The organism is Kocuria sp. p3-SID1428 (genome assembly GCF_025149945.1).
GTDB lineage: Bacteria > Actinomycetota > Actinomycetes > Actinomycetales > Micrococcaceae > Kocuria.
On sequence record NZ_JALXVH010000022.1, the window covers coordinates 22,060 to 45,234 of the forward strand.

Annotated in this window: 19 protein-coding genes, 1 pseudogene and 1 riboswitch; of the genes and pseudogenes, 11 read left to right on the forward strand and 9 right to left on the reverse strand. The window is 70.9% G+C overall.

Annotated elements, in window-relative coordinates; all coding sequences use genetic code 11:
• Positions 1-14: 14 nt before the first annotated feature.
• From M3E84_RS06500 to M3E84_RS06510, 3 genes are all read left to right on the forward strand, one after another.
• Positions 15-842 (forward strand): GNAT family N-acetyltransferase, encoded by an 828-nt coding sequence (locus tag M3E84_RS06500; protein ID WP_259895408.1) that lies wholly within the window; start codon positions 15-17, stop codon positions 840-842.
• Positions 839-1,564, forward strand: coding sequence for a M50 family metallopeptidase (locus M3E84_RS06505; protein ID WP_058871530.1), 726 nt, complete (start codon positions 839-841; stop codon positions 1,562-1,564). Before M3E84_RS06500 ends, M3E84_RS06505 begins: the two co-directional genes overlap by 4 nt.
• A 104-nt stretch (positions 1,565-1,668) precedes the next feature.
• Positions 1,669-3,231, forward strand: coding sequence for a mannitol dehydrogenase family protein (locus M3E84_RS06510; protein ID WP_259895409.1), 1,563 nt, complete (start codon positions 1,669-1,671; stop codon positions 3,229-3,231).
• A 175-nt stretch (positions 3,232-3,406) separates the two neighbouring features.
• Here the strand turns inward: M3E84_RS06510 and M3E84_RS06515 are convergent, their stop codons facing one another.
• Both M3E84_RS06515 and M3E84_RS06520 read right to left on the reverse strand, forming a co-directional pair.
• Entirely contained in the window at positions 3,407-4,840 is a 1,434-nt protein-coding gene (locus M3E84_RS06515; protein WP_259895410.1) for an FGGY family carbohydrate kinase, read from the reverse strand.
• Between the two features lie 135 nt (positions 4,841-4,975).
• Complete coding sequence (locus M3E84_RS06520; protein ID WP_259895411.1) at positions 4,976-5,941, reverse strand: sugar-binding domain-containing protein; 966 nt, start codon at positions 5,939-5,941, stop codon at positions 4,976-4,978.
• Positions 5,942-6,285: 344 nt separating this feature from the next.
• Here M3E84_RS06520 and M3E84_RS06525 point away from each other — a divergent pair.
• From M3E84_RS06525 to M3E84_RS06540, 4 genes and pseudogenes are all read left to right on the forward strand, one after another.
• Positions 6,286-6,381, forward strand: a pseudogene (locus M3E84_RS06525) (hypothetical protein); the annotation flags it as partial.
• Positions 6,382-6,475: 94 nt separating this feature from the next.
• The gene (locus tag M3E84_RS06530; RefSeq protein ID WP_259895426.1) at positions 6,476-7,513 is read left to right on the forward strand and encodes a sugar ABC transporter substrate-binding protein; all 1,038 of its coding nucleotides are present in this window, start codon (positions 6,476-6,478) and stop codon (positions 7,511-7,513) included.
• A gap of 1 nt (position 7,514) precedes the next feature.
• Positions 7,515-8,462 carry a carbohydrate ABC transporter permease gene (locus tag M3E84_RS06535; RefSeq protein WP_259895412.1) on the forward strand — a complete coding sequence of 316 codons (948 nt, stop codon included), beginning with the start codon at positions 7,515-7,517 and terminating at the stop codon, positions 8,460-8,462.
• Between the two features lie 5 nt (positions 8,463-8,467).
• On the forward strand, positions 8,468-9,391 hold the full coding sequence (locus M3E84_RS06540; protein WP_259895413.1) for a carbohydrate ABC transporter permease: 924 nt from the start codon (positions 8,468-8,470) through the stop codon (positions 9,389-9,391).
• A 213-nt stretch (positions 9,392-9,604) separates the two neighbouring features.
• Here the strand turns inward: M3E84_RS06540 and M3E84_RS06545 are convergent, their stop codons facing one another.
• The 7 genes from M3E84_RS06545 to M3E84_RS06575 all read right to left on the reverse strand — a co-directional run bounded on the left by M3E84_RS06545 (position 9,605) and on the right by M3E84_RS06575 (position 18,509).
• Positions 9,605-10,651, reverse strand: a complete 1,047-nt coding sequence (locus tag M3E84_RS06545; RefSeq protein ID WP_259895414.1) for an NAD(P)-dependent alcohol dehydrogenase — start codon at positions 10,649-10,651, stop codon at positions 9,605-9,607.
• Positions 10,651-11,808, reverse strand: coding sequence for an ABC transporter ATP-binding protein (locus tag M3E84_RS06550; RefSeq protein ID WP_259895415.1), 1,158 nt, complete (start codon positions 11,806-11,808; stop codon positions 10,651-10,653). The genes M3E84_RS06545 and M3E84_RS06550 overlap by 1 nt, the downstream gene beginning before the upstream one ends.
• Before the next feature lie 1,015 nt (positions 11,809-12,823).
• Positions 12,824-14,452, reverse strand: coding sequence for an AbgT family transporter (locus tag M3E84_RS06555; RefSeq protein WP_259895416.1), 1,629 nt, complete (start codon positions 14,450-14,452; stop codon positions 12,824-12,826).
• Positions 14,453-14,461: 9 nt separating this feature from the next.
• On the reverse strand, positions 14,462-14,959 hold the full coding sequence (locus M3E84_RS06560; protein ID WP_259895417.1) for a glutathione peroxidase: 498 nt from the start codon (positions 14,957-14,959) through the stop codon (positions 14,462-14,464).
• Positions 14,960-15,076: 117 nt separating this feature from the next.
• A complete protein-coding gene (locus M3E84_RS06565; protein ID WP_259895418.1) occupies positions 15,077-15,721 on the reverse strand; it encodes an LUD domain-containing protein in 645 nt (214 codons plus the stop codon).
• Positions 15,718-17,652, reverse strand: a complete 1,935-nt coding sequence (locus M3E84_RS06570) for a LutB/LldF family L-lactate oxidation iron-sulfur protein (protein ID WP_259895419.1) — start codon at positions 17,650-17,652, stop codon at positions 15,718-15,720. Before M3E84_RS06570 ends, M3E84_RS06565 begins: the two co-directional genes overlap by 4 nt.
• Positions 17,649-18,509: a (Fe-S)-binding protein gene (locus M3E84_RS06575; RefSeq protein ID WP_259895420.1), complete on the reverse strand. Its 861-nt coding sequence runs from the start codon at positions 18,507-18,509 to the stop codon at positions 17,649-17,651. The genes M3E84_RS06570 and M3E84_RS06575 overlap by 4 nt, the downstream gene beginning before the upstream one ends.
• Positions 18,510-18,678: 169 nt before the next feature.
• Between M3E84_RS06575 and M3E84_RS06580 the strand changes: the two genes are divergently transcribed.
• From M3E84_RS06580 to M3E84_RS06595, 4 genes are all read left to right on the forward strand, one after another.
• Positions 18,679-20,349: an L-lactate permease gene (locus M3E84_RS06580; protein ID WP_259895421.1), complete on the forward strand. Its 1,671-nt coding sequence runs from the start codon at positions 18,679-18,681 to the stop codon at positions 20,347-20,349.
• The gene (locus M3E84_RS06585) at positions 20,346-21,095 is read left to right on the forward strand and encodes a FadR/GntR family transcriptional regulator (RefSeq protein ID WP_259895422.1); all 750 of its coding nucleotides are present in this window, start codon (positions 20,346-20,348) and stop codon (positions 21,093-21,095) included. The genes M3E84_RS06580 and M3E84_RS06585 overlap by 4 nt, the downstream gene beginning before the upstream one ends.
• Positions 21,096-21,265: 170 nt before the next feature.
• Positions 21,266-21,808: a hypothetical protein gene (locus tag M3E84_RS06590; protein ID WP_259895423.1), complete on the forward strand. Its 543-nt coding sequence runs from the start codon at positions 21,266-21,268 to the stop codon at positions 21,806-21,808.
• A 305-nt stretch (positions 21,809-22,113) separates the two neighbouring features.
• A riboswitch (cyclic di-AMP (ydaO/yuaA leader) is annotated at positions 22,114-22,285 on the forward strand.
• A 1-nt stretch (position 22,286) separates the two neighbouring features.
• The gene (locus M3E84_RS06595) at positions 22,287-23,105 is read left to right on the forward strand and encodes a C40 family peptidase (protein ID WP_259895424.1); all 819 of its coding nucleotides are present in this window, start codon (positions 22,287-22,289) and stop codon (positions 23,103-23,105) included.
• The last annotated feature ends 70 nt before the right edge of the window (positions 23,106-23,175 follow it).

Here is a 23,175-nt window from a genome sequence, read left to right on the forward strand (position 1 = left end):
GGAAGACGAGACCGATGACCGATCTGCAGTGCCCCGCTGTGCTCCTGCTCGGAGAGGATCCGCGCGCCGTGCTGGAGGGAAGGGTCCTGGGGCCCGTCGGGCCGGGGGCGGAGATCGTCTGCCTTCCGCAGGGCAAAGACCCGCTGCGCCGGGCTGCCGCCGAGGACGCCCTGGTGGACGAGCTGGTCGACGCCCGCCGCGGGGAGTCGGTGGTGCTCGAGGCCGAACCGGCGCGGCTGCGCGAGCTGCTGCGCCGCCACGGCTGCACGCCGGAGCTGCCCGCGCGCATCGAGGCCGACTCCGGCGGCTGGCGGCGCACCGAGCCCGCCGGGCAGCCCGCCCCGGAGCGGCAAGATCCGGAGCCGGCCGCCGTGGAGCAGCCGAGCGCCGACCAGCCGAGCGCCGAGCGGCATGTGGCCCTGCCGCTGGCGGAGATGACCGGACTGCAGATGCACGCGATCACGCTGCTGCGCGAGCGCGTCTTCGTGGTGGAGCAGAAGACCACCGAGGTCACGGAGATCGACGAGCTCGATGCCCTGCAGACCACCGTCCACCACTGGCTGGAGATCGACGGCCGCCCCTCCGCAGTCCTGCGCGTCCTGGCCCACGAGGAGGCCATCGCGATCGGCCGGGTGGCCACCGCTCACGAGCACCGCGGGAAGGGCCTGGCCGGGCGGCTGATGCGCCTGGTGCTCCAGGACCTGACGCCGCTGAATCGCCCCGTCGTGCTGCTGGGCCAGTCGCACCTGGAGCAGTGGTACGAGCGGCTCGGATTCGTCCGCAGCGGAAATGAGGTCCTGGAGGTGGGCATCCCGCACGTGCCCATGACCCTGAGCCGATGACCGAGCTGCTCGCGGCCCGTCCCGTGCCACCGGCAGATGCCTGGGTGCTCGTGCTGTGCGGGCTCCTCGCCGCAGGGCTGTGCCTTCCGCGACGGACCTGGCGGTGGTTCGGGCTGGTCGTCACGGTCGTGCATGAGCTCGGCCACGCGCTGGCGGGGCTGGTCGTGGGCCGGAGGGTCATGACGATCCGCATCGAGGCCGATCACTCGGGCGTCACGCACTCCTTCGGCACCGGGCCCAGCGCGGCATGGTCGACCTTCTGGGGCTATCCCTTCCCCGCCGTCGTCGGGGCCGTGTGGGCCGCCGCGGTGGGGCTGGGGCACTGGCCGGTGGCCGCCGTCGTGAGTGCGCTGGTGCTGCTGGGCTCCCTGGTGGTGATGCGCGGTGCGCTGTCCTGGGTGGTCACGACCGGATCGGCGGCGCTGCTGCTGGCGCTGGTGTGGGCGGACCTCGCGATCGGGCGCTGGCTGATGCTCGCGGTCGGCACCGCGCTGTGGGTCGGCGCGCTGCGGGTGTGGTGGCTGCTGGCCCGGCGCCACGTCCAGGGCGCCCTGAGCCGACGGGTGCAGCACGAGCACCCGCTGGGGCTGCCCTCGGATGCCGTGGCACTGGCCCGGGCCACCGGCGTCCCGGCCATGCTGTGGCTGCTGGCCTTCCTGGCGGTGATCCTGCTCAGCGCAGCGGGGATCGCGCTGGCCTGGGCCCCGCAGCTGCTGAGCTGAGCGGCTGCAGGCAACTCAGTCTCAGATGTGGCCTGGGTCTCGTCTCAGATGATATTTTCGCCGGGCGGGTCATCGCGGATCCGCGCTGCCCACAGGAGGCCCGCATGCCCACCGACACCGTCTCACCCGCTCCCTCGTCCGAGCCCGCGCAGCGCCTTGCCGACGCTTCGCTGCCCGGCACGCAGGCGGAGCTGCCCGCCTACGACCGCTCCGGCCTGAGCACCGGCATCGTCCACATCGGCGTGGGCGGCTTCCACCGCGCTCACCAGGCCGTCGTCATGGACGACCTGCTGGCCCAGGGCGGCCACGACAGCTGGGCGATCACGGGCCTCGGCGCCCTGGCCGGCGACTCCCGCATGCGCGACGCCCTCAACGACCAGGACGGGCTCTACACCCTGGCGGTCAAGCACCCCGACGGCCACCGCGACAACCGCGTGATCGGCTCCATCCGCACCATGGCCGTGGCTCCGGAGGACCCGGCCGGAGCGGTCGAGCTCATGGCGGATCCCGCCACGCGCATCGTGTCGCTGACCATCACCGAGGGCGGCTACAACTTCAACCAGGCCACGGGCCTGTTCGACGAGACCACGCCGGCCGTCGCCCATGACCTCGAGGTCCTGCGCGGCTCCGGGGAGGGTGAGCTGCGCTCGGTCTTCGGCCTGGTCGTGGAGGCTCTGCGGGTGCGCCGCGAGCGGGGGACCGCCCCCTTCACCGTCATGTCCTGCGACAACATCCAGGGCAACGGCGACACCGCCGCCCTGCAGTTCGTGGCCTTCGCCGAGCTGGTCGATCCCGAGCTGGCCGCCTGGATCCGCGAGAACGTCCCGTTCCCGAACTCCATGGTCGATCGCATCACCCCGGTGACCACCGACGCCGACCGCGAGAACGTCCTGGCGGACACCGGGCGGGTGGACGCCTGGCCGGTCGTGTGCGAGCCCTTCTTCCAGTGGGTGCTCGAGGACCACTTCGTCCCGGGCCCCGACGGCGCCCCGGGCCGCCCCGCCTTCGAGAAGGCCGGTGTGCAGCTCGTCGAGGACGTCGAGCCCTACGAGCTCATGAAGCTGCGCCTGCTCAACGCCTCCCACCAGGCGCTGTGCTACCCGGGCCGCCTGGCCGGGCTCGAGTACGCGCACGAGGTCTGCTCCGACCCGCTGTACGTGGCCTACCTGCTGGCCTACATGGAGCTCGAGGCCACTCCCACGCTGCGCGAGGTCCCGGGCGTGGACCTGGACGACTACCGCAGGACGCTCATCGAGCGCTTCGCGAACCCGGAGATCCGCGACACCCTGGCCCGCCTGTGCGCCGAGGCCTCGGACCGCATCCCCAAGTGGCTCGTGCCGGTGATCCGCGAGAACCTCGAGACCGGTCGCCCGGTCGAGCTCTCCGCCACGATCGTGGCCTCCTGGGCGCGCTACGCCGAGGGCGCCGACGAGAACGGCCGTCCGTTCGAGATCGTCGATCCCCGCCGCGACGCCGTGATCGAGGCCGCCTCTCACCACGACGAGGACGAGCTGTCCTTCCTGCGCAACGAGGAGCTCTTCGGGGACCTCGCCCAGCAGGAGGCCTTCACGGAGCCGTACCTGCGCGCCCTGCGCGGCTTCCGCTCGCGCGGCGCCCGCGCGACGCTCGAGGAGGTCCTGGAGGTCGTGGGGCGCCCGGCCGCCTGATCCGCCGCAGCCGTCGTCCCTGTCCGCGGAAGCGGGCGGGAGGGGCGACGGCGGGACGGGCCGCGAGCACGACGCAGGCCCCCGCACCGAGACGCATCGAACGCGTCCGGGGCGGGGGCCTGTGCCATGAGCGGGGACATGCGCAGGAGCCGATGCGGCTCCTGCGCGGCAGGGCTCAGCCGGCCAGCTCGTCCTCGAGCTGGCGGCGCATGGCGCTGTAGCGGGCGCGGAAGGCGTCGGCGCCGTCGTCCTGGACGGCGGGCAGGTGCTGGGAGCCCTCGGTGCCGGCGGTCCAGGCGGGCAGCTCGCCCTGTGCGGCCCAGTAGGCCTGGCGCGCGCTGCCGAGGGCGACGTACTCATCCGGGGCGGGGACGTCGATGTCGACGCCGAGCACATGGGTGAGGGCCGTGCGCAGAGTGGCGGAGCGCGAGCCGCCGCCGATCAGCAGGGCGCGCTCGATCGGGACGTCCAGGGTCCGCAGCACCTCGAGGCAGTCGGCCAGCGAGTTCGCCACGGACAGCACCGAGCTGCGGGCCATGTTCTCGCGCGTGAGCGAGGCGCCCGTGACGCCGTGCCAGCGCCCGCCGGCGTCGGGGAGGTTGGGGGTGCGCTCGCCGTCCAGGTACGGCAGCAGCGTCAGCCCCGAGCAGTCTGGGTCGCCGGCGGCCGCGAGGGCGTCGAACTCGTCCAGGTCGGTGCCGAGCAGGTCCGAGGTCCTGGCCATGACCCGGGCGGCGTTGAGCGTGCACAGCAGGGGCAGGTAGGCGCCGGTGGCGTCGGCGAATCCCGAGGTGACGCCCGTGGGGTCCGCGATCGGGTGCGGGCTGTGGGCGAAGACCGTGCCCGAGGTGCCGACCGAGACCACGACATCGCCGTGGCCGATGCCCAGGCCGAGCCCGCCGCCGGCGTTGTCTCCGCACCCGGCCGAGACCACCGCGCCGGGGCTGTTCGGGAGCCAGTCCGAGGTGATGGTGCCGGCGGAGGCGTGGGGTGCGAGGACCTCGGGGACCTGCGGGGCCGCCCCGAACCAGCGCTCCAGGAGGTCCTCGCGGATCGAGCCGGAGGCGGGGTCGAACCAGCCCGAGCCCGAGGCCTCGGAGCGGTCCGTGATCCAGGCGCCGCCGGTCAGCTCTGAGACCAGCCAGTCGTGCGGCAGGCCCACGCGCTCAACGCGTGCCGCGGCCTCCGGGGCGTTCTCGCGCAGCCAGGCCAGCTTGGTCAGCGTGATGGAGGTGACGGGCGCGGAGCCGGTGGCCTCGACCCAGCCGGAGATCTCGAGCTCCTCGACCATGGCCCGGGCCTGTGGGGCGCTGCGGACGTCGTTCCACAGCAGGGCGTCGTGGACCGGCGCGCCGGCCGAGTCCAGGGCCACCATGCCGTGCTGCTGCGCGGAGACGCCCACGCCCAGCACGTCCGAGCGCTCGCGGGCTCCGGCGGCGTCCCAGGCCTGATTCAGCGCCTTGGTCCATTCCCGGGGGTCCACCGAGGTCCCGTCCGGGTGCGGGGCGGAGCCGCGAGAGAGGATCTGCCCCGTGGCGGCGTCGACGACCATGACCTTGCAGGACTGGGTGGAGGAGTCCACCCCGATGACGGTTCCGCTGATGCTCACTCCAGCTCCTCTGCCGAGACTCTCTGACGCTCCAGCCTAGCGGTCTGCGTCACATCGCAGGGGCCTGCGGCGGCTCCCGGGGCGCTCGGTCGGCCTCGGCTCTGCGGTGCCGGCGCAGGCTCGACGGCCGCCCGCTCACCGCCCCGCGAGCTCGGTCAGGGCGTCGCGCAGCGGGATGTCGCAGACCAGGATGTCGACCAGCCCGGCCCGCACCGCCGCCAGTACGGCCGGTGCGCGCTCCGCTCCGTGAGCGACCGCGATCCGGCGACGGGCCGCACGCAGATCGGCCAGCGATGCCGCGATCACGGAGTCCTCGACGGGACCCTCGACCGGTGCGCCGTCGGCGTCGATCAGGTGCCCGGAGATCTCGGCGACCGCGCCGGCGGCCAGGGCCTGCTGGCGGTCCTGCTCCGGGATGCGGTCCCACACGGTGGACTGGCCGGGTGCCCAGGCGCCGATCGCGAAGACCGCCAGGTCCAGATCGCCGGCCTGGGCCAGGGTGCGGGCGATCTCCGGGGTCCCGCGCAGCGCTGCGGCGCCCTCGCCGGCCACCAGCGGCGCCCACAGCGGCAGCGTCTGCTTGGCGCGCAGCGTGCTCAGCAGTCGGGGGACCGCCTCGGTGGAGTCCGGGTAGGCGATCGCGCCGGCCAGCTGGACCACCACGCTGTCCGCGAGGTCGGGCAGATGCGGGGCCATGGCATGGATGATGCGCGACCACGAGATCCCCACGGCGGTCTGGCCTGCGGCGTGCTCGGCCACCGAGGCGGCGAGCGCGCGGGCCAGGGCCTCGGTGCCGCGGGCAGTGTCGGCCGGCTCGGTCGAGGTCAGCTCCGCGATGCCCAGGGCCTGCGCGCTCTGCTGATCGCGGCCGTCCGAGGGCACGGCGACGGTGATGCGCACGATGCCGCGGTCTCGGGCCTCCTGCACGAGGGCGGCGACCTGGAAGCGCGAGATGTCGTGCTCCTGGGCGATCTGGACCTTGGACTTCTGATCCAGGAAGTGGGCGCGGCTGATCTCGGCCAGCAGCGTGAGGTGGGCGCGGTCGTCGGCGCCTGAGGAGGGGGAGGCGTCGGCGGGCGATGCGGGTGTGTTCGAGGTCATGGGGGCCACATCTGTGAGGTCGGGTGTTGCCCAGCTGAGTCTATATGACTAACATCACACTCACATGAGCGGGATAGAACACTCACGTGAGAAGCGCTGGGGCGAGGCGACTGCCCGCCCGGACCAGGCCTTCTGCCTCTCGGCGCGGATGTCGCTGTCCGCGCCCGTATGAATCCACAGAGGTATCCATGAGTCCTCGACCCACCTCGCCGCACAGCCCGCCGTGGTCCGTGGGCAGGCGCCAGCTGCTCGGCGGGACCCTCGGTCTCTCCGCCCTGGCCCTGACCGGCTGCGGCTCCTCCCAGGGCGACGAGATCGTCGTCGCCATCGTCTCCAACCCGCAGATGCAGGATGCGATCTCCCTGCAGGCCGAATTCGAGCGCGAGCACCCGGACATCAAGGTCCGCTTCGTCTCCCTGCCGGAGAACGAGGCCCGTGCCAAGATCACGGCCTCCGTGGCCACCGGCGGCGGCGAGTTCGACGTCGTCATGATCTCCAACTACGAGACCCCCCATCTGGGCGGCCAACGGCTGGATCGAGAACCTCCAGCCGTACGCGGAGGCGACCGAGGGCTACGACCCCGAGGACTTCATCGACTCAGTGCGCGCGGCCCTGAGCTATCAGGACAGCCTCTACGCCGTGCCCTTCTACGGGGAGTCGTCGTTCCTGGTGTGGAACAAGGATCTCTTCGCGGCCAAGGGCCTCGAGATGCCGGAGAAGCCCACCTGGGAGCAGATCGGCGAGTTCGCCGCCGAGCTGGCCGATCCCGACCAGGACATCTCCGGGATCTGCCTGCGCGGGCTGGCCGGCTGGGGCGAGATCATGGCCCCGCTGACCACTGTGTACAACACGTTCGGCGGCGGCTGGTTCGACATGGACTGGAACCCCACCCTGACCTCGGACGCCACCCGGGAGGCCACGCAGTTCTACGTGGATCTGGTCCGCGAGCACGGGCAGCCCGGCGCGGCCACCTCCGGCTACGGCGACTGCATCACCCGCTACAGCCAGGGCCAGGCGGCCATGTGGTACGACGCCACCGCCATGGTCTCCTCGATCGAGGACCCGGCCTCCTCCACGGTCGCCGGTCGCAGCGGATACGCCCCCGCCCCGGTCATGGAGACCGAGGCCGCGGGCTGGCTCTACTCCTGGTCGCTGGCCATCCCCTCGACCTCGCAGAAGAAGGACCAGGCCTGGGAGTTCATCGCCTGGATGACCAGCAAGGACTACATGAAGCTGGTCGGTGAGCAGATCGGCTGGGAGCGCGTGCCCCCGGGAAGCCGCTACTCGACCTACGAGCTCGAGGGCTACGCCGAGGTCTCCGAGGCCTACGCCAAGCCCACCCTCGACGCCATGGCCGGTGCCTCCCAGGAGACCTCCATGACGCACCCCGTCCCGTACGAGGGCCTGCAGTTCGTGGCGATCCCGGAGTTCCAGGATCTCGGCACCCGCGTGGGCCAGCAGATGTCGGCCGCCGTGGCCGGCCAGAAGAGCGTCGACGATGCTCTCGAGCAGTCCCAGGAGTACGCCGAGGACGTCGCCGACGTGTACCGCAACAGCTCTGGAGGCAACTGAGATGTCCACCGTGGCCACCCCGTCGGGCACCCGGGCCGCCGAGCCCGCGAGCCGTCGCAGCGTGGAGGAGCGCGCCAAGCGCGACGCCTTCCGCCGCCGCCTCCCGCTGCTGCCCGCGCTGATCTTCACGATCGCGCTGACCCAGCTGCCGTTCCTGATCACCATCTGGTACTCGCTGCGCTCCTGGAACCTCCTCAACGAGGACTCCGACCGATTCGTCGGCCTGCGCAACTACCTGGCGATCTTCACCGACTCCACGTTCCGCTCCTCCGCGCTGAACTCGATCCTCTACACGCTGGCGTGCGTGGTCTTCGCCCTCATCCTGGGCATGATCTTCGCGCTGCTGCTGGATCGGGCGTTCCTGGGCCGCGGCCTGGCCCGCACCCTGCTGATCACCCCGTTCCTGATCATGCCCGTGGCCTCGGCCATGCTGTGGTCGGTGTCCATGTTCAACCCGTCCTACGGCCTGGTGAACTGGATGATCGGCCTCGTGGGCATCGACGCGGTGGACTGGACCTCCCAGATGCCGCGGCTCTCGGTGATCGTGGCCCTGGTGTGGCAGTGGACGCCGTTCATGATGCTGCTGCTGCTGGCCGGGCTGCAGTCCCAGCCCCGCGACGTCCTCGAGGCGGCGCGCGTGGACGGGGCCTCGCGGATCCAGTCCTTCGTGCTCATCACGCTGCCGCACATGCGCCGCTACATCGAGCTGTGCGTCCTGCTCGGCGCGATCTACGTGGTCAACACGTTCGATCAGATCTACCTCATGACTGCGGGCGGGCCGGGCACCCAGAGCGCCAACCTGCCGTTCTACATCTATCAGCGAGCCTTCCTGGGATTCGACGTCGGCCAGGCCGCCGCCATGGGCGTGGTCGTGGTGATCGGTACGATCATCATCGCGACCTGGGCCCTGCGTCTGATGTTCAAGTCCTTCATGACCACGGAGCAGTGATCGACATGACCGTACAGCCCCACGACTCCGTCTGCGCCGAGGAGACCTCTGCGCCCTGGAGCTCCCAGGCTCCTGCTCGCGACGACCGCCCCGAGCCCCCGCTGCGCAAGCGCGGCTCCGGCGGCATCGGCGGCGCGGCACTGACGCTGATCACCTGGCTGCTGGCCCTCGGGTTCTTCCTGCCGGTGGCATGGATGGTGCTCACATCGTTCAAGCAGGAGGCCGACGCCGCCACGAACCCGCCCACGTTCTTCTTCGCGCCCACGCTGGAGCAGTACCGCGCGGTGATCGACGCCGGACTGGGCGACTACATGCTCAACTCCGCGATCGCCACGGTGGCCTCGACCCTGCTGGTCCTGCTGCTCGGCATCCCGGCCGCCTACGCGGTGAGCATCCGCCCGGTCGAGAAGACCTCGGACGTGCTGTTCTTCTTCATCTCCACCAAGATGCTGCCCGTCGTGGCCGTGATCGTCCCGATCTACGTCGTGGCCGGTCAGCTCAAGGTCCTGGACAGCGTCTGGACCCTGGTGCTGCTCTACACGGCCATGAACCTGCCGATCGCGGTGTGGATGATGCGCTCGTTCTTCCAGGAGGTCCCCCGGGAGGTCCTGGAAGCCGCGGAGATCGACGGCGCCTCGCTGATGACCACGCTGCGCACGATCCTGATCCCCATGGTGGCCCCGGGCATCGCCTCGACCGCGCTGATCTGCGTGATCTTCGCCTGGAACGAGTTCTTCTTCGCCCTGAACCTCACCGCCGTCGAGGCGGCCACGGTCCCGGTCATGCTCGTGTCGACCATGACCAGCGAGGGCCTGTTCCTGGCTCGGCTCTCCGCCGCCAGCGTCCTGGCCTCGCTGCCGGTGGTCATCGCCGGCTGGGTCGCCCAGAAGCAGCTGGTGCGCGGCCTGTCGATGGGCGCCATCAAGTAAGCCGGCACCCGGCCCCCGGTCGACGACGAGCCCCCGCGGCCGCTGCGCGCAGCGACCGCGGGGGCTCGTCCATGCGCGGGGTGCCCGGTGCATCGGCTGCCGCACAGCGTCGCGGCCCCGGCGGCGGCTGGATCCCTGTCCGAGGCAGGTGCCAGTCTCGGGCGGAGGCCCCGGCAGAGCAGCTCTGTCGGGGCCCTCGTGCTCACCTGCGGCTCAGGGCCGCACGACCGCCTTGAGCGCACCGGGGGTGCGGGTGGCGGTGAGGGCGGCCTGGACGTCGTCGAGGCCGTGGACGCTCGTGACGAGCGAATCCAGGTCCACCGCACCCGAGGCGGCCATGGCCACCGCAGTGGGCCACGTCCCGGCGTAGCGGAACGTCCCGGTGATCACGAGCTCGCGGTTCTGCACGAGCGGGACCGGCAGGGCCAGGGTGTCCGCGCCCATGCCGACCAGAACGGCGCGCCCGGCCGGAGCCAGACGGTGCAGCCCGTCGAGCACGGCGGGCTCAGCGCCCGTGGCGTCGATGAAGGCGTCGAACCCGCCTCCGTCGGTGCTGTCCGGCTCCGGAGCGGAGCCGGCGGTCCAGGTGCGGGCGGCGCCCCAGGAGGCGGCGACCTCGAGCCGGTCCTCGCGCATGTCCGTCACGGCCACCTCGACGGCCCCTGCGGCCTTGGCGCACGCGGCCGCCAGCAGGCCGATGGGTCCGGCCCCGGCCACGAGCACGCGCGAACCCAGACGGACCTGTCCGGCCCGCGAGGCCGCGATGCCCACGGACAGCGGCTCGAGCAGCGCGGCGGCGTCATCCGAGACCGCATCCGGCACGCGGTGGCAGAACGCCGCCGGGTGCACGGCGTACTCGCTGAACACCCCGTCCACAGGAGGCGTGGCGAAGAAGCGCACCGCCGGGTCCAGGTTGTAGCGGCCGGCCAGCGTCTGCGGTGAGTACGGCTCGGGGATGCCCGGCTCCAGGGAGACCCGGGCGCCCAGCAGCGACGGGTCCGTGTCCGGGCCGAGCCCCACCACGCGCCCGGACGGCTCATGGCCGAGCACCAGCGGGTCCTCCACCACGAAGGGCCCGATGCGACCGTGCTCGTAGTAGTGCGTGTCCGACCCGCAGACCCCCACGCTCAGCACGCGGACGAGGACCTCGCCGGGGCCGGGCTGCGGGACGGGGCGCTGCTCCACGACGAGATCCCCGACCCCGCGCAGCACGCTGGCGCGCATGGAATCGGGGATCTCGCGGATCTCGTCGACGGACATCAGCGAGCGTCCGGGAGCCGCTGGCCGGAGGCGGTGTCGAAGAGGTGGAGGCGGTCCAGGGCCGGGGTGGTCCAGATGGTGTCGCCGACCTTGACGGCGGAGCGTCCGCTGGTGCGGATGGTGATGCCTTCGGGGGCGTGGTCTTCGTCGGCGGTCTCCTCCTCGGCGGCCGAGGAGTGGGTGGTGACGATCTGGTTGGCTGCGGTGACCGGTGCCAGTGTGCTGTAGATGTAGGCGTCGGCGCCGAGCTCCTCGACGGCCTGGACGGTCACGGGGATGCCTTCGCCCTCCGGGGCCAGTGAGAGGTTCTCGGGGCGGATGCCCACGGTGACCTCGGTGCCGGTGAGGGCCTGGCGCTGGGCGTCGGTGAGCTGGAGACGGGTGGTGCCCAGTGCCAGCACGCCCTGGTCATCCGGGGCGCTGCGCAGCAGGTTCATGGCCGGGGAGCCGATGAATCCGGCCACGAACTCGTTGGCGGGGCGGTCGTAGAGGTTGGCCGGGGTGTCGACCTGCATGAGCTTGCCGGCCTTGAGCACGGCCACCCGGTCGCCCATGGTCATGGCCTCGGTCTGGTCGTGGGTGACGTAGACGGTGGTCACGCCCAGGCGTCGGGTGAGGGAGGCGATCTGGGTGCGGGTCTGCACGCGCAGCTTGGCATCGAGGTTGGACAGGGGCTCGTCCATGAGGAAGACCTTGGGGGAGCGCACGATGGCTCGGCCCATGGCCACGCGCTGGCGCTGTCCGCCGGAGAGGTTCTTGGGCTTGCGGTCCAGGTACTCGGTGAGGTCGAGGATCTTGGCGGCTTCTTCGACCTTGGCCCGGCGCTCGTCGGCGGGGACCTTGGCGATCTTCAGCGCGAAGCCCATGTTCTCGGCCACCGTCATGTGGGGGTAGAGGGCGTAGTTCTGGAAGACCATGGCGATGTCGCGGTCGCGGGGGTCGACGTCGGTGACGTCCTGATCGCCGATGAGGATGGAGCCGCGGGTGACGTCTTCGAGGCCTGCGAGCATGCGCAGGGTCGTGGACTTGCCGCAGCCGGACGGGCCTACGAGCACCAGGAATTCGCCGTCGGCGATGTCCAGGCTGAGCTCGGAGACGGAGGGGTGCTCGGCCCCGGGGTACTGGCAGGTCACGCGGTCATACGAAACAGTCGCCATGGTGGTTCTCGCTCTCTTCCCGGCAGGTACGTGCCGGACGATCCGTGGAAGCATGTGAGATGACACACATACATATGTGAGACTACACCGGTTCAGATGAGTCGAGAAGAATCTTGAGAATCTTTCGGCGAAACCGCGTCACGATCCCGTGCCTCACAGGTCTTACCCGTGAGAGCTCGCGAGAGCTCTTGCACCACCGGTGCGGAGAGATGCCGGTCCTCCCCTTGCGGGAGGGCCTCACGGTCCGCCTCGACGAAGCCGCTGATGGGCAGTCACGGCACGGAGGAGGGCCGGGCGCGGCGATGGGCAGTCGCAGCGCCGAGCAGGGGATCGGGCAGGGCAGAGCCCGAACCCCCTGGAATCCCGGAGCGTCCGGGTGGAGGCAGGGCAGAGCCTCCCCGGACGCTCCGGCCCCACCACGAAGGCCGTCCTTCCCCCAGAGGGCGGCCTTCGCCATGTCCGCGCCCGCTCGAAGGCGCCGGAGAAATTCTTTCGGAAACCGCGTCACGAACCGGGGCCTCGCCGGTCTTCACTGTGAGAGCTCGCAAGGGCCCTCCCGATCACTCGGCGCGGCCGTCCTGGCGGACGGGCTCGTCGAGCGCGTCGAGCGCCTCCTGATGGGCAGTCGGAGGAGCGCGCGCGGATCGGGCGCTGCGGCTGGTGGGCCGCGGCGCATCGCACCCCCCGGTGGGCAGAGACCGGGTCGGTGCACACTCCGGGACGCCTCGGGCAACGGGTGGGCAGACCCGCTCGAGGCGTCCCGGACCCTCCGGATCCGGCCGGCGTCTCCCCTCGGGCGCCGGGCCTCGCTCCGGGAGAGGCTCCCCCGGGCTCCTCCCGATGGAGCGGGGCCGGGCGGGCTCCGAACGACGAAGGGGCCGGGTCGCGATCCTCACGCGACCCAACCCCTTCTTCATCTCCCGCGAGCGGTCGCCTCTGCAGGCGTTCCTCCGCTGAAGCCCTGCAGAGGCGACTCCCGGCGACGGACGCGCGCCGCTGCCCGGAGGCCGTCGGCTCAGAGGGCCGGAGCCCCCGGACCCAGCGGTATCCCGAGGCTCCACCACAGCAGGAAGAACAGGAACCACACGACCAGGATCGACAGTGCGAACGGCAGCAGCAGGGACATCAGCGTGCCGATTCCGGCACGCTGCAGCCGCTGCTGGACCACGCCGAGCGTCAGGACGAAGAACGCGTTCAGCGGAGTGATGATGTTGAACGAGGAATCCCCGATGCGGTACAGCATCTGGGTGGTCTCCGGGTTCACCCCCAGGTACATGAACATCGGCACGATGACGGGGGCCACCAGGGTGTACTGCGCGGAGCCCGAGGTCAGCACGAGGTTGAGCACCGCGACGACCAGGACCACGCAGAAGAACAGCAGCGGCAGCGGGAGCCCGGCGGCCTCGAGCAGATCCGAGCCGCGGATCGCGATCACGGTGCCCATGCCGGTCCAGGTGAAGAACGCGATGAACTGCGCTGCAGCCGCGAGCAGGACCAGCAGCCCGGCGATGTCGCGCAGGCCCCGGGCCATGAGCTCGGGGACGTCGGCGAAGCAGCGGATCGTGCCGGCGGGGATCCCGTAGGCGATGCCCGCGACCAGGAACAGCAGGGCGATCGGTCCCGAGATGTCGGTGATCAGCACCGAGCTCAGCGCGCCGGTCTCCTCGAGGCCGCGCAGCGGCGAGAACGGCAGCAGCAGGGCCAGGAAGTACAGCGCCACGTACACGACGCTGGCCAGGCCCGCCCACCTCAGGCCGCGGATCTCCTGCGGCTGATAGCTGCGCAGATTCTCCTGGGAGATCTGCGGGTTCTCGTCGTCCTCGTCGCCGACCTCGGCGGTGCCGTCGCGCTCGGCGGCCAGTTCCGCCTCGTGGATCCGGGCCGTCATCCGGGTCAGCACGCGCTCGGTCACGAAGGTGATGAGCAGGGCGAGCATCACGGCGGAGGCCGCAGAGAAGTAGTAGTTCGCGATGGGGGAGACCTGGTAGTCGGGATCCACCAGCTGCGCCGCCGACGTCGAGATCCCGCCCAGGAGGGGGTCGGTCAGGTTCACCACGAGCGAGGCGTTGAAGCCCGCGGAGGCCGAGGCGAACGCGACGACGGCGCCCAGCACCGCCGAGCGGCCCGCCGCCTTGAACGCCGCCGCCCCCAGCGGGATGAGCACCACGGTGATCGCATCGGAGGCGATCGAGCCGGTGACACCGGCCAGCGCCAGAACGAAGGTCAGCCAGCGGGCGGGCACCTTGGCCACCACGATCCGCAGAGCCGTGGTGATCAGCCCGGCGCCGTCGGCCACCGCCACGCCCAGCATCACGACGAGCACCACGCCCAGCGGCGGGAACTCGACAACGTTCGGGACCACCTCGGCGACGATGCGTCGCAGGCCCTCGCCGTTGAGCAGGCTCGTCACCGCCACGGTCTCTCCGGTGGTGGGGTCCACGGCGCTTGCGCCCATGCGGGCGAGCAGCTCCGAGAGCGGGACGATCAGCGCCGCCAGCAGCGCGAACAGCCAGAACGGGTGCGGCAGGCGGTTGCCGAGCACCTCGATCGCGCCCAGGACCCGGCCGAGCCGCCCGCCCTGGATCAGGGGGCCGCGGTCGGCCGGGGCATCAGCGTCGCCGGGTGCGGACGAGGCGGAGGACATCGAGGGGGATCAGCCCTGCTCGTCGTCCAAGCTCAGCAGCTGCTCGATGTCACCGCGCAGCTGTCCCGGGGTGGTGGTGGGGGCGTAGCGCTCGACCACGCGGCCGTCGCCATCGATCAGGAACTTGGCGAAGTTCCACTCGATGTCCGCGCCGTCCGCGCCCTGCTTCTGGGACTTGAGCCAGGCCCACAGCGGGTGGGCGTCGATCCCGTTGACATCGACCTTCTTGTACAGCGGGAAGTCGACGGAGAACTCGGTGCGGCAGAACTGCTGGATCTGCTCCTCATCGCCGGGCTCCTGCCCGCCGAACTGGTTGCACGGGAAGCCGAGCACGGTGAAGCCGCGGTCCTTGTACTCGTCCTGCAGCTTCTGCAGGCCGTCGTACTGCGGCGTCAGCCCGCACTCGCTGGCGGTGTTGACGACCAGCACGACCTGACCGGCGAAGCGGTCGAAGACATCCTGCGAGCCGGCGATGGTGTCGGCGCTGAAGTCGTGGAACGTGGTCAAGGGTTCTCCTGAGGATCTGCCCCGAGACGAGGCCTTCGATGTTCAGCCGGCCCCCACAGTAGCGGGCGAGCCCGCCCCGTCCTTCGCCAGCGGAAGTGACGGAGCGGGCTGCGGGCTTCAGCTGCGATCGAGCAGGATCACATCCAGCTGACGCGGGCCGTGCACGCCCTCGACGCGCTCCAGCTCGATGTCCGAGGTCGCGGAGGGCCCCGAGATCATGGTGATCGGGCGGTCCGGGCCGATCCGCTCGAAGGCCTCGGGGATCAGCTCGACCACCGTGTCCAGCCCGACGATGCACACGTGGTGATCGGGCACCAGGCTCAGCGCGCGGCGGCCCTCATCGGGGGCGGAGGTGAGGAAGATCGTGCCGGTCTCGGCGCACGAGACGGTCGAGGAGCTGACCAGCGCATCGATCTGGTCGAGCCCCCGCGCCGTCAGGGGAGCGCCGTCCGGGCCCTCATCGCGGACCCTGTTCAGGGACTGCGGCAGCCAGGACTCCTCCAGGCCCTCCGGCACGAGCACGGAGCTCTCGCCCAGCAGCTCGGCCAGGCGCCCCGGCAGGGAGGACAGGTCCTCCCGGTGGACCTCGGCCTTGTAGTCGATCAGCCGGTCCTCGAGCATGTCGACGATCTGCTCGCGGCTCAGCTCGGAGCTGCGGCGGTAGCCCCGCGGGATCTGCGGAGCCGACGGGGAATCCGCGATCGAGGCCCGGATGCGGGCCAGGATCTCGGTGCGGGCCTCGGACTGCGATGCGGGGCTCATGCCTGCTCCTGGTTCGGGTCGGTGCTGCGGCTGTCGATGCCGAAGGTGAGGTCCGCGGGATCGCCGACAGTGCGCTCGCTGAGCTCGCTGCCCGCGATCTCCCCTTCGCGGGGAGTCTCCGGGCGGACGCGGCCCGAGCGGCGGGCCCGGACCTCCTGGGCGGTCGAGCCCCATGCGGCGCCGTCCTCGGTGCGACCGGCCAGCGAGGGGCCCTCGACGGGAATCGGCTGCGTGGCGGTCTCCAGGTTCGTGTCGCCCAGGTCCTCTTGCCGGCGCTGCTCGGTTCCGGCCCCGTTGTCCTGCCACCAGCTGCGGAAGGACTCGCGCGGCATCACGGGGATGTCGCGCTCCTGGGTCCATCCGCCGACCACGCCGGGCATCCAGCTCAGTCCGCCCATGGGCTTCGTGGCGGCCCGCCCCAGGGGCAGGGCCTTCTCCGCCAGACGCATCCGGGTCCCCGACGACATCGCCAGGCCGGCGGCGCGCATGAGCAGGTCCATCTGCGAGGGCACGGCCTCCTGGGTGCGGGCCACCACGCGGCGCAGGAAGGTGCCGGCAGAGCCCTCCTGGGGGATCTCGGGCTTGGCGTGGGGCTGCGCGGCCTCGGGATTGTGCGCGTGCTGCTCCAGCACCTCCGCCTCATAGCGCTGGGCCGTGTCCTTCTGCGCCCTCTCCTCCCGGCGGCGCTCGCCGTGCTTGGTGCGCACGTCCTCGTCGCGCAGGTGGACCAGGATCGACGGGATGTCGATCTTCACGGGGCACACCTCGTAGCAGCGCCCGCACAGCGACGACGCGTACGGCAGCGAGTCGTTCTCCGCGGCGGCCACGCCCGTGAGCTGCGGGGAGAGGATCGCTCCGATGGGCCCGGGGTAGACGGAGCCGTAGGCGTGGCCGCCCGCGTGCTCGTAGACCGGGCAGACGTTGAGGCAGGCGGAGCAGCGGATGCAGCGCAGGGCGTCGCGGCCCGCCGGGTCCGACAGCACGGCCGAGCGCCCGTTGTCCATCAGGATCAGGTGGAACTCCTGCGGCCCGTCGCCCTCGCTCACCCCGGTCCACATGGAGGTGTAGGGGTTCATGCGCTCGCCGGTCGAGGAGCGCGGCAGCAGCTGGGTGAAGACCTCGAGGTCGGAGAACCGCGGCAGCAGCTTCTCGACGCCCATGACGGTGATCAGGGTCTCCGGCAGCGTCAGGCACATGCGCCCGTTGCCCTCGGACTCCACCACCGTGAGGGTGCCGGACTCGGCGATGCCGAAGTTCGCCCCGGAGATCGCCACGGTGGAGTCCAGGAACTTCTCGCGCAGGTAGCGCCGGGAGGCCTCGGCCAGCACGGCGGGCTCGTCGGTCAGCTCGCGGGTCAGCCCGGGCATCTTCCGGGAGAAGATCTCGCGGATCTGGTCGCGGTTCTTGTGGATGGCCGGGACCAGGATGTGCGACGGCTTGTCCTCGCCGAGCTGCACGATCAGCTCCGCCAGGTCGGTCTCGATCGCGCGGATGCCCTCGGAGTCCAGGTGCTCGTTGAGGCCCATCTCCTGGGTGGCCATCGACTTGACCTTGATGACCTCGTCGACGCCCTTGGCCCGCACGAGGTCGGTGACGATGCGATTGGCCTCCTCGGCGTCGCGGGCCCAGTGCACGATGCCGCCGCGGGCGGTCACGTTGGCCTCGAACTGCTCGAGCAGCTCGGGCATGCGCGCGGCGACCTCCTGCTTGACGGCCGCGCCGGCGTCGCGCAGCTCCTCCCAGTCCGGCAGCTCCCCGACGACGCGGTTGCGCTTGGCGCGGATGGTGTGGGTCGCGTGGCCGATGTTGGCGCGCATCTGCTCATCGCGCAGCTCGTCGCGCGCGTGGGCGGGGAAGGGGGACTCCTCGTAGAGGTTGCCCACTCCGTAGGCGGGCGGCATGGACGGCATGCCGAGCTGGACGGCGGTCATCGTGCGGCTCCTTCAGTGGTCTCGACGGCGGGGGCCTCGGCGCGCGGGCCGATCGACGCGGTGCCCTGCGGGATCGAAAGCTCGGCGATGTCGTCGAGCTCGAGGGGGTTCTGGCGGGTGGAGGCCAGGATCTCGGCCAGGTGGACGGTGCGCACCGGTGTCCTGCGGCGGTGCGCGGCTCCCGACAGGTGCAGCAGGCACGAGGCGTCGCCGCCGGCGCACAGCTCGGTGTCCGTGCGCTCGATGTCGCGCAGCTTGGCCTCGGCCATGGCGCCGGAGACATCCGGGTTCTTGAAGGAGAACGTGCCGCCGAAGCCGCAGCACTCGTAGGCGTTGGGCAGCTCGACCAGCTCGAGGTCCTGGACGGAGGAGAGCAGCCGGGTCGGTCGATCGCCCAGTCCGAGCAGGCGCAGGCCGTGGCACGACGGGTGGTAGGTGATCCGGTGCGGGAACCACGATCCGAGCTGGGCGCCGGCATCCGTGACACCGAGGACGTCGGTCAGCAGCTCGGAGAGCTCGTAGGTCCGGCCGGCGACCTCCTCGGCGCGCTGGGCCAGGGCCTCGTCGCCGCACTCCCGGGCGATCATCGGCTGCTGGTGGCCCAGGGAGGCCACGCAGGAGCCGGACGGGGCGACCGCGACGTCGTAGTCGGCGGCGGTGAACGCCTCGACGTGGTTGCGCACGACGGGCAGCGCGCCGTCGATGTAGCCGCTGTTGACGTGCATCTGGGAGCAGCAGCCCTGCCCCGGCGGGAAGATCACCTCGTGGCCGAGGCGCTCCAGCACGCGGACGGTGGCCAGCGCGACCTTGGGGTACATCGCATCGACGATGCAGGTGGCGAACAGTGCGATCCTCATGGGCCCTCCCGGACATCTTCTTCCCGACGACGCTCGCGGTGTGATGCGCATCATGTACAGTCTCGTCGGGATCGTGTGGTCAGACCATACCCGAACGTGACTCTCGTCGCACTGGAGACCGCTGTCGATCCCGTCAGCTCCTCCTTCATCACACCTACCGGAGGTCCTCGTGGACACCTACACAGCACAGGTGGATGCCGTCGGCGGAAGCCTCGGCCTCTCCGCCTTGGTCGGCCTGATCCCGCTGCTTGTCTTCTTCGCCTGCCTGGTCGGGCTCAAGCGCAGCGCCTGGCTGTCCGGGCTGGCGGCGCTGGCCTCGGCCCTGCTGGTCGCCATGCTCGGCTTCGACATGCCCGTGGATCTGGCGCTGCTGACGGCCACCCAGGGCGCGGCCTTCGGCCTGTTCCCGATCGTGTGGATCGTCGTGATGGCGCTGTGGTTCTACCAGGTGACCGTTGCGGCAGGGCGGTTCGAGGACATGCGCTCGATCTTCGACTCGATCGGCGGCGGTGACGTCCGCATCCAGGCGATCCTCATCGCGTTCTGCTTCGGCGGTCTCCTCGAGGCGCTCGCCGGCTTCGGCGCGCCGGTGGCCATCACGGCGACCATGATCATGGCCATCGGGCTCAAGCCCCTGAAGACCGCCACGGTCGTGCTGATCGCCAACACCGCGCCGGTGGCCTTCGGCGCCGTTGCCATCCCGATCACCACCGCCGGTCGGCTGACCGGGATCGACTCCGCGCACATCGGCGCGATCGTCGGCCATCAGGCCCCGTTCTTCGCGCTCGTGGTCCCCATGTTCCTGCTGCTGCTGATCGACGGCATGCGCGGTGTGCGCGATGCCTGGCCGGCGGCCCTGGTCATCGGCGCCTCGTTCGCCGTAGCCCAGTGGTGGACCTCCACCCACTTCTCCTATGAGCTCACCGACGTCGTCGCCGCGCTGGTGGGCCTGGCCGCGGCCGTCGTGCTGCTGCGCTTCTGGCGCCCCCGCGGGGCCATGGAGGCCAAGGACCGCCTGGGCATCGAGCACGTGGACTCCGTCTCGGACCTGACCCCGGCCCGCGTGTGGATGGCCGTGGTGCCCTACGTGCTGGTGGTCGTGGTCTTCGGCATCGCCAAGCTGTGGACCGCCGGCGTGAACATCCCCGCCGCTCTGGCCGCGACCGACGTCAAGATCCCCTGGCCGGGGCTGGACGGACGACTGGTCGACTCCGCAGGAGAGGCGATCGGCTCGACCGTCTACACCTTCCAGTGGCTGTCCTCGCCGGGCACCCTGCTGCTGATCACGGGTCTGCTCGTCACGGTGATCTACTCCGTGTTCACGCACGGCGGCCGCTTCCCCATGACTCTGGGCAAGGGCCTGCAGGAGATCGCGGCCTGCATATACAAGATGCGGTTCTCGGCGCTGACCATCGTGTCCGTGCTGGCGCTGGCCTACGTCATGAACTTCTCCGGGCAGACCTTGGCGATCGGCACGTTCGTGGCCGGGCTGGGCGCGGCCTTCGCCTTCTTCTCCCCGGTGCTCGGCTGGGTCGGCACCGCGGTGACCGGATCGGACACCTCGGCCAACGCGCTGTTCTCCAACCTCCAGCAGACGGCCGCCGAGGGCGCCGGCCTGGATCCCGCGCTCATGGTCGCCTCCAACACGACCGGCGGCGTGGTCGGCAAGATGATCTCGCCGCAGTCCCTGGCCATCGCCGCCACCGCGGTGAACATGCCGGGTCAGGAGTCCGAGATCTTCAAGAAGGTGCTGCCGTGGTCGGTCGGCATGCTGCTGGCGCTGTGCCTGCTGGTCTTCCTGCAGTCCAACGTCCTGGCCTGGATGCTGCCGGTCCAGTGACGGAGTCCTCGATCGGGCCGCGCGCTCTCGTGCACGCAGCGCCGCGGCCGCGAGGGGCCGCCCACTCCGCGGTGCTCGAGTGGGTCGAGCAGCGCCTGCGCGACGGCGACCTCGTCGTCGGCGACAAGCTTCCCGGTGAGCGGGCGCTCGCGGAGCAGTTCGAGATCTCCCGGGCCTCGGTGCGCGAGGGGCTGCGGGTGCTGGATGTCCTGGGCCTCGTGCGCACGGAGGTCGGCTCGGGTCCGCGCTCCGGGGCCACGGTCATCGCGGAGCCGTCGCGGGCCCTGGGGTGGGCGCTGCGGATGCACGTGGCCACCCGCGCCCTGCCCATGAGGGACATCGTCGACACGCGCATCGTGCTGGAGACCCAGGCCATGTCGCAGGCCGACTCTGCGGCCCCGCAGGGGCACCAGGAGATCTGCGGGCGCGCCCGGCGGATCCTGCAGCGCTTGGACGAGCAGATCCCCGATGAGGCCTTCCATGCCCTGGACGCGGAGTTCCACGTGACCCTCGCCGAGCTGTCAGGCAATGTCGTGCTGGTGACCACGCTGACGTCGCTGCGCACGGCGGTGGTCGGCTACGTAGCCGAGGGCGTGGCTCGGGTCGGGGACTGGCCGAAGCTGCGTCGCAGGCTGCAGGCGCAGCACTGGGCGATCCTCGATGCCGCCGCCCGTGGTGATCACCCGGTCGCGGCCGAGCTGCTGCGCGAGCACATCCTGGATTTCCAGTCGGCTGTCGCGTCCTGAGCGCGGGCGGGCATCGCCGCAGGTGAACGCGGGGTGAACCTTCGGAAGGGCAATGGTGAGCCGTCGTATTCCCCCGGGTCATGAGCGTGGTGTGAGCTGGGGGATGTCCGACTCGGGGCCGCTGATCTGCAGCGATCGCCCTCACCGACGAAACCGAGGAGACCACCACCATGCGTCGCACTTCCGTTCTGACCGCCTCTGCCCTCCTGATCGGTCTGGGCGCCGCCTCGGCCGCCCCGGCCATGGCCGCGCCGACCCCGACCGAGAGCGGCCGCACGGTCACCACCACCTCGCACGAGAGCTTCTACGCGGAGAAGACCTTCACCCAGGGCGACTACTCGTTCTCTGATGTCTACTCGGACGAGTTCTCCGAGCGCACCGTCGAGTCCGAGTTCGAGCGCACCGGGGCGAACCCGGTGTACACCAGCTCCTTCCAGTCGGAGTCCAAGGCCGAGTCCTGGAACGAGATCACCGAGCAGGACTCGGAGAACTTCTTCAGCACCTACTACGGCGATCGCGCGACCGAGCGTGTGGCCGAGCGCTACGCCGAGGGCCCCGAGGGCTACTCGGGCTCCGTGCTCGAGTCCTCCTTCGGCTACTCGTGGGATGAGACCACCGAGGGCTACGCAGACAGCGCTGCCGGCCAGGACGTCGACTTCTGGGAGAACGACTGGGCCGAGTCCTATGAGGAGTCCTACTGGGGCACCTGGTGAGCTCGCGACGGTGAGCGGCGACGATCCGACTGTGACCTCACGGTGATCTGCCGTCGGATCACGAGACTGCTCAACTGTGGCGGGTCTCATGCCGAGGCCCCGCGCCGATCCGGCCATACCCCTTCTGACCAGGGGAGATGCCGGATCGCGCGGGGCCTTCTGCGTGCCCGGACGGCTCGCGAGGGGCGGTTATGGATGCCGTCACGTTATTTTCCCGTGACAAACCGTGACCTGTTCGTTACTGTTCTTCTCGTGCCGCTCGGACGGGCGGCGCTCCCGGGCGGATCGCCGCATCCTGCTGCCGCCCGGTGAAGATCCCTAAACGGACCTGGCAGGAACGGGGGACCCACTTCCCGGCTCGCGAGAACACGCGGGCCTTGGGGTGAAGCCGAGGCTGTCCACCCATTTCCGAGCCTCGGCCGGATCCTTCAGATCCGAACCCGACAGCTCACCCCGTAGGCACACTGGAGGAAAAGCCATGCAGAACATCACCACCGCCGCCCGTCGCACCGGTCTCGGCCTCGCAGCAGCCGGCTTCGCCGCTGCCGCCACCATCGCTCCGGCCTCGGCCGCCCCGACCAGCTACACCGGCGACCTGCCCGCTTCCTGGGCCGGGCTCGACAACGCGGCCGCCGCCGCCGCCGGCTGGAACTTCTCCTGGACGCTCGATGCCAACGGCAACGCGACCTACACCTACGGCAACGGCTCGGCCGCCACCTCGGCTCCGGCTGCTTCGGCCGTCACCTCGGCTCCGGCCGCCTCGTCGGCTCCGGCTGCTTCGGCCGCCGCTTCGGCTCCGGCCGCCTCCGCCGCCTCGTCGGCTCCGGCCGCTTCGGCTTCGGCCGCCGCTTCGGCTCCGGCCGCCTCCGCCGCCTCGTCGGCTCCGGCCGCTTCGGCTTCGGCCGCCTCCTCGGCTCCGGCTGCTTCGCAGGGCCTGTCGACCCAGTCGGTCGCCTCCTCGGCTTCGACCTCGGGCATCACCGGCACCGCCATGTCCTACCAGGGCGCCCCCTACGTCTGGGGCGGCACCACTGCGGCTGGCTGGGACTGCTCGGGCTTCGTCCAGTACGTCTACGCCCAGAACGGCATCAGCCTGCCCCGCACCGCTGCCGCACAGGGCGCTGCCGGCACCCCGACCTCCAACCCGCAGCCGGGTGACCTGGTCATCCAGAACGGCGGCTCGCACGTCGGCATCTACCTGGGCAACGGCCAGATGATCTCGGCCCTGAACCCGAGCCAGGGCACCCAGGTGCACGCCGTGTCGGCCATGTCGACCGACTACTACGCCTCCTTCTGAGCCGCAGCTCCTTTCTGATCCCGCTTCCATCGCTGATGGACAGCTGAGCGATCACAGCGCCCGTGGGGGG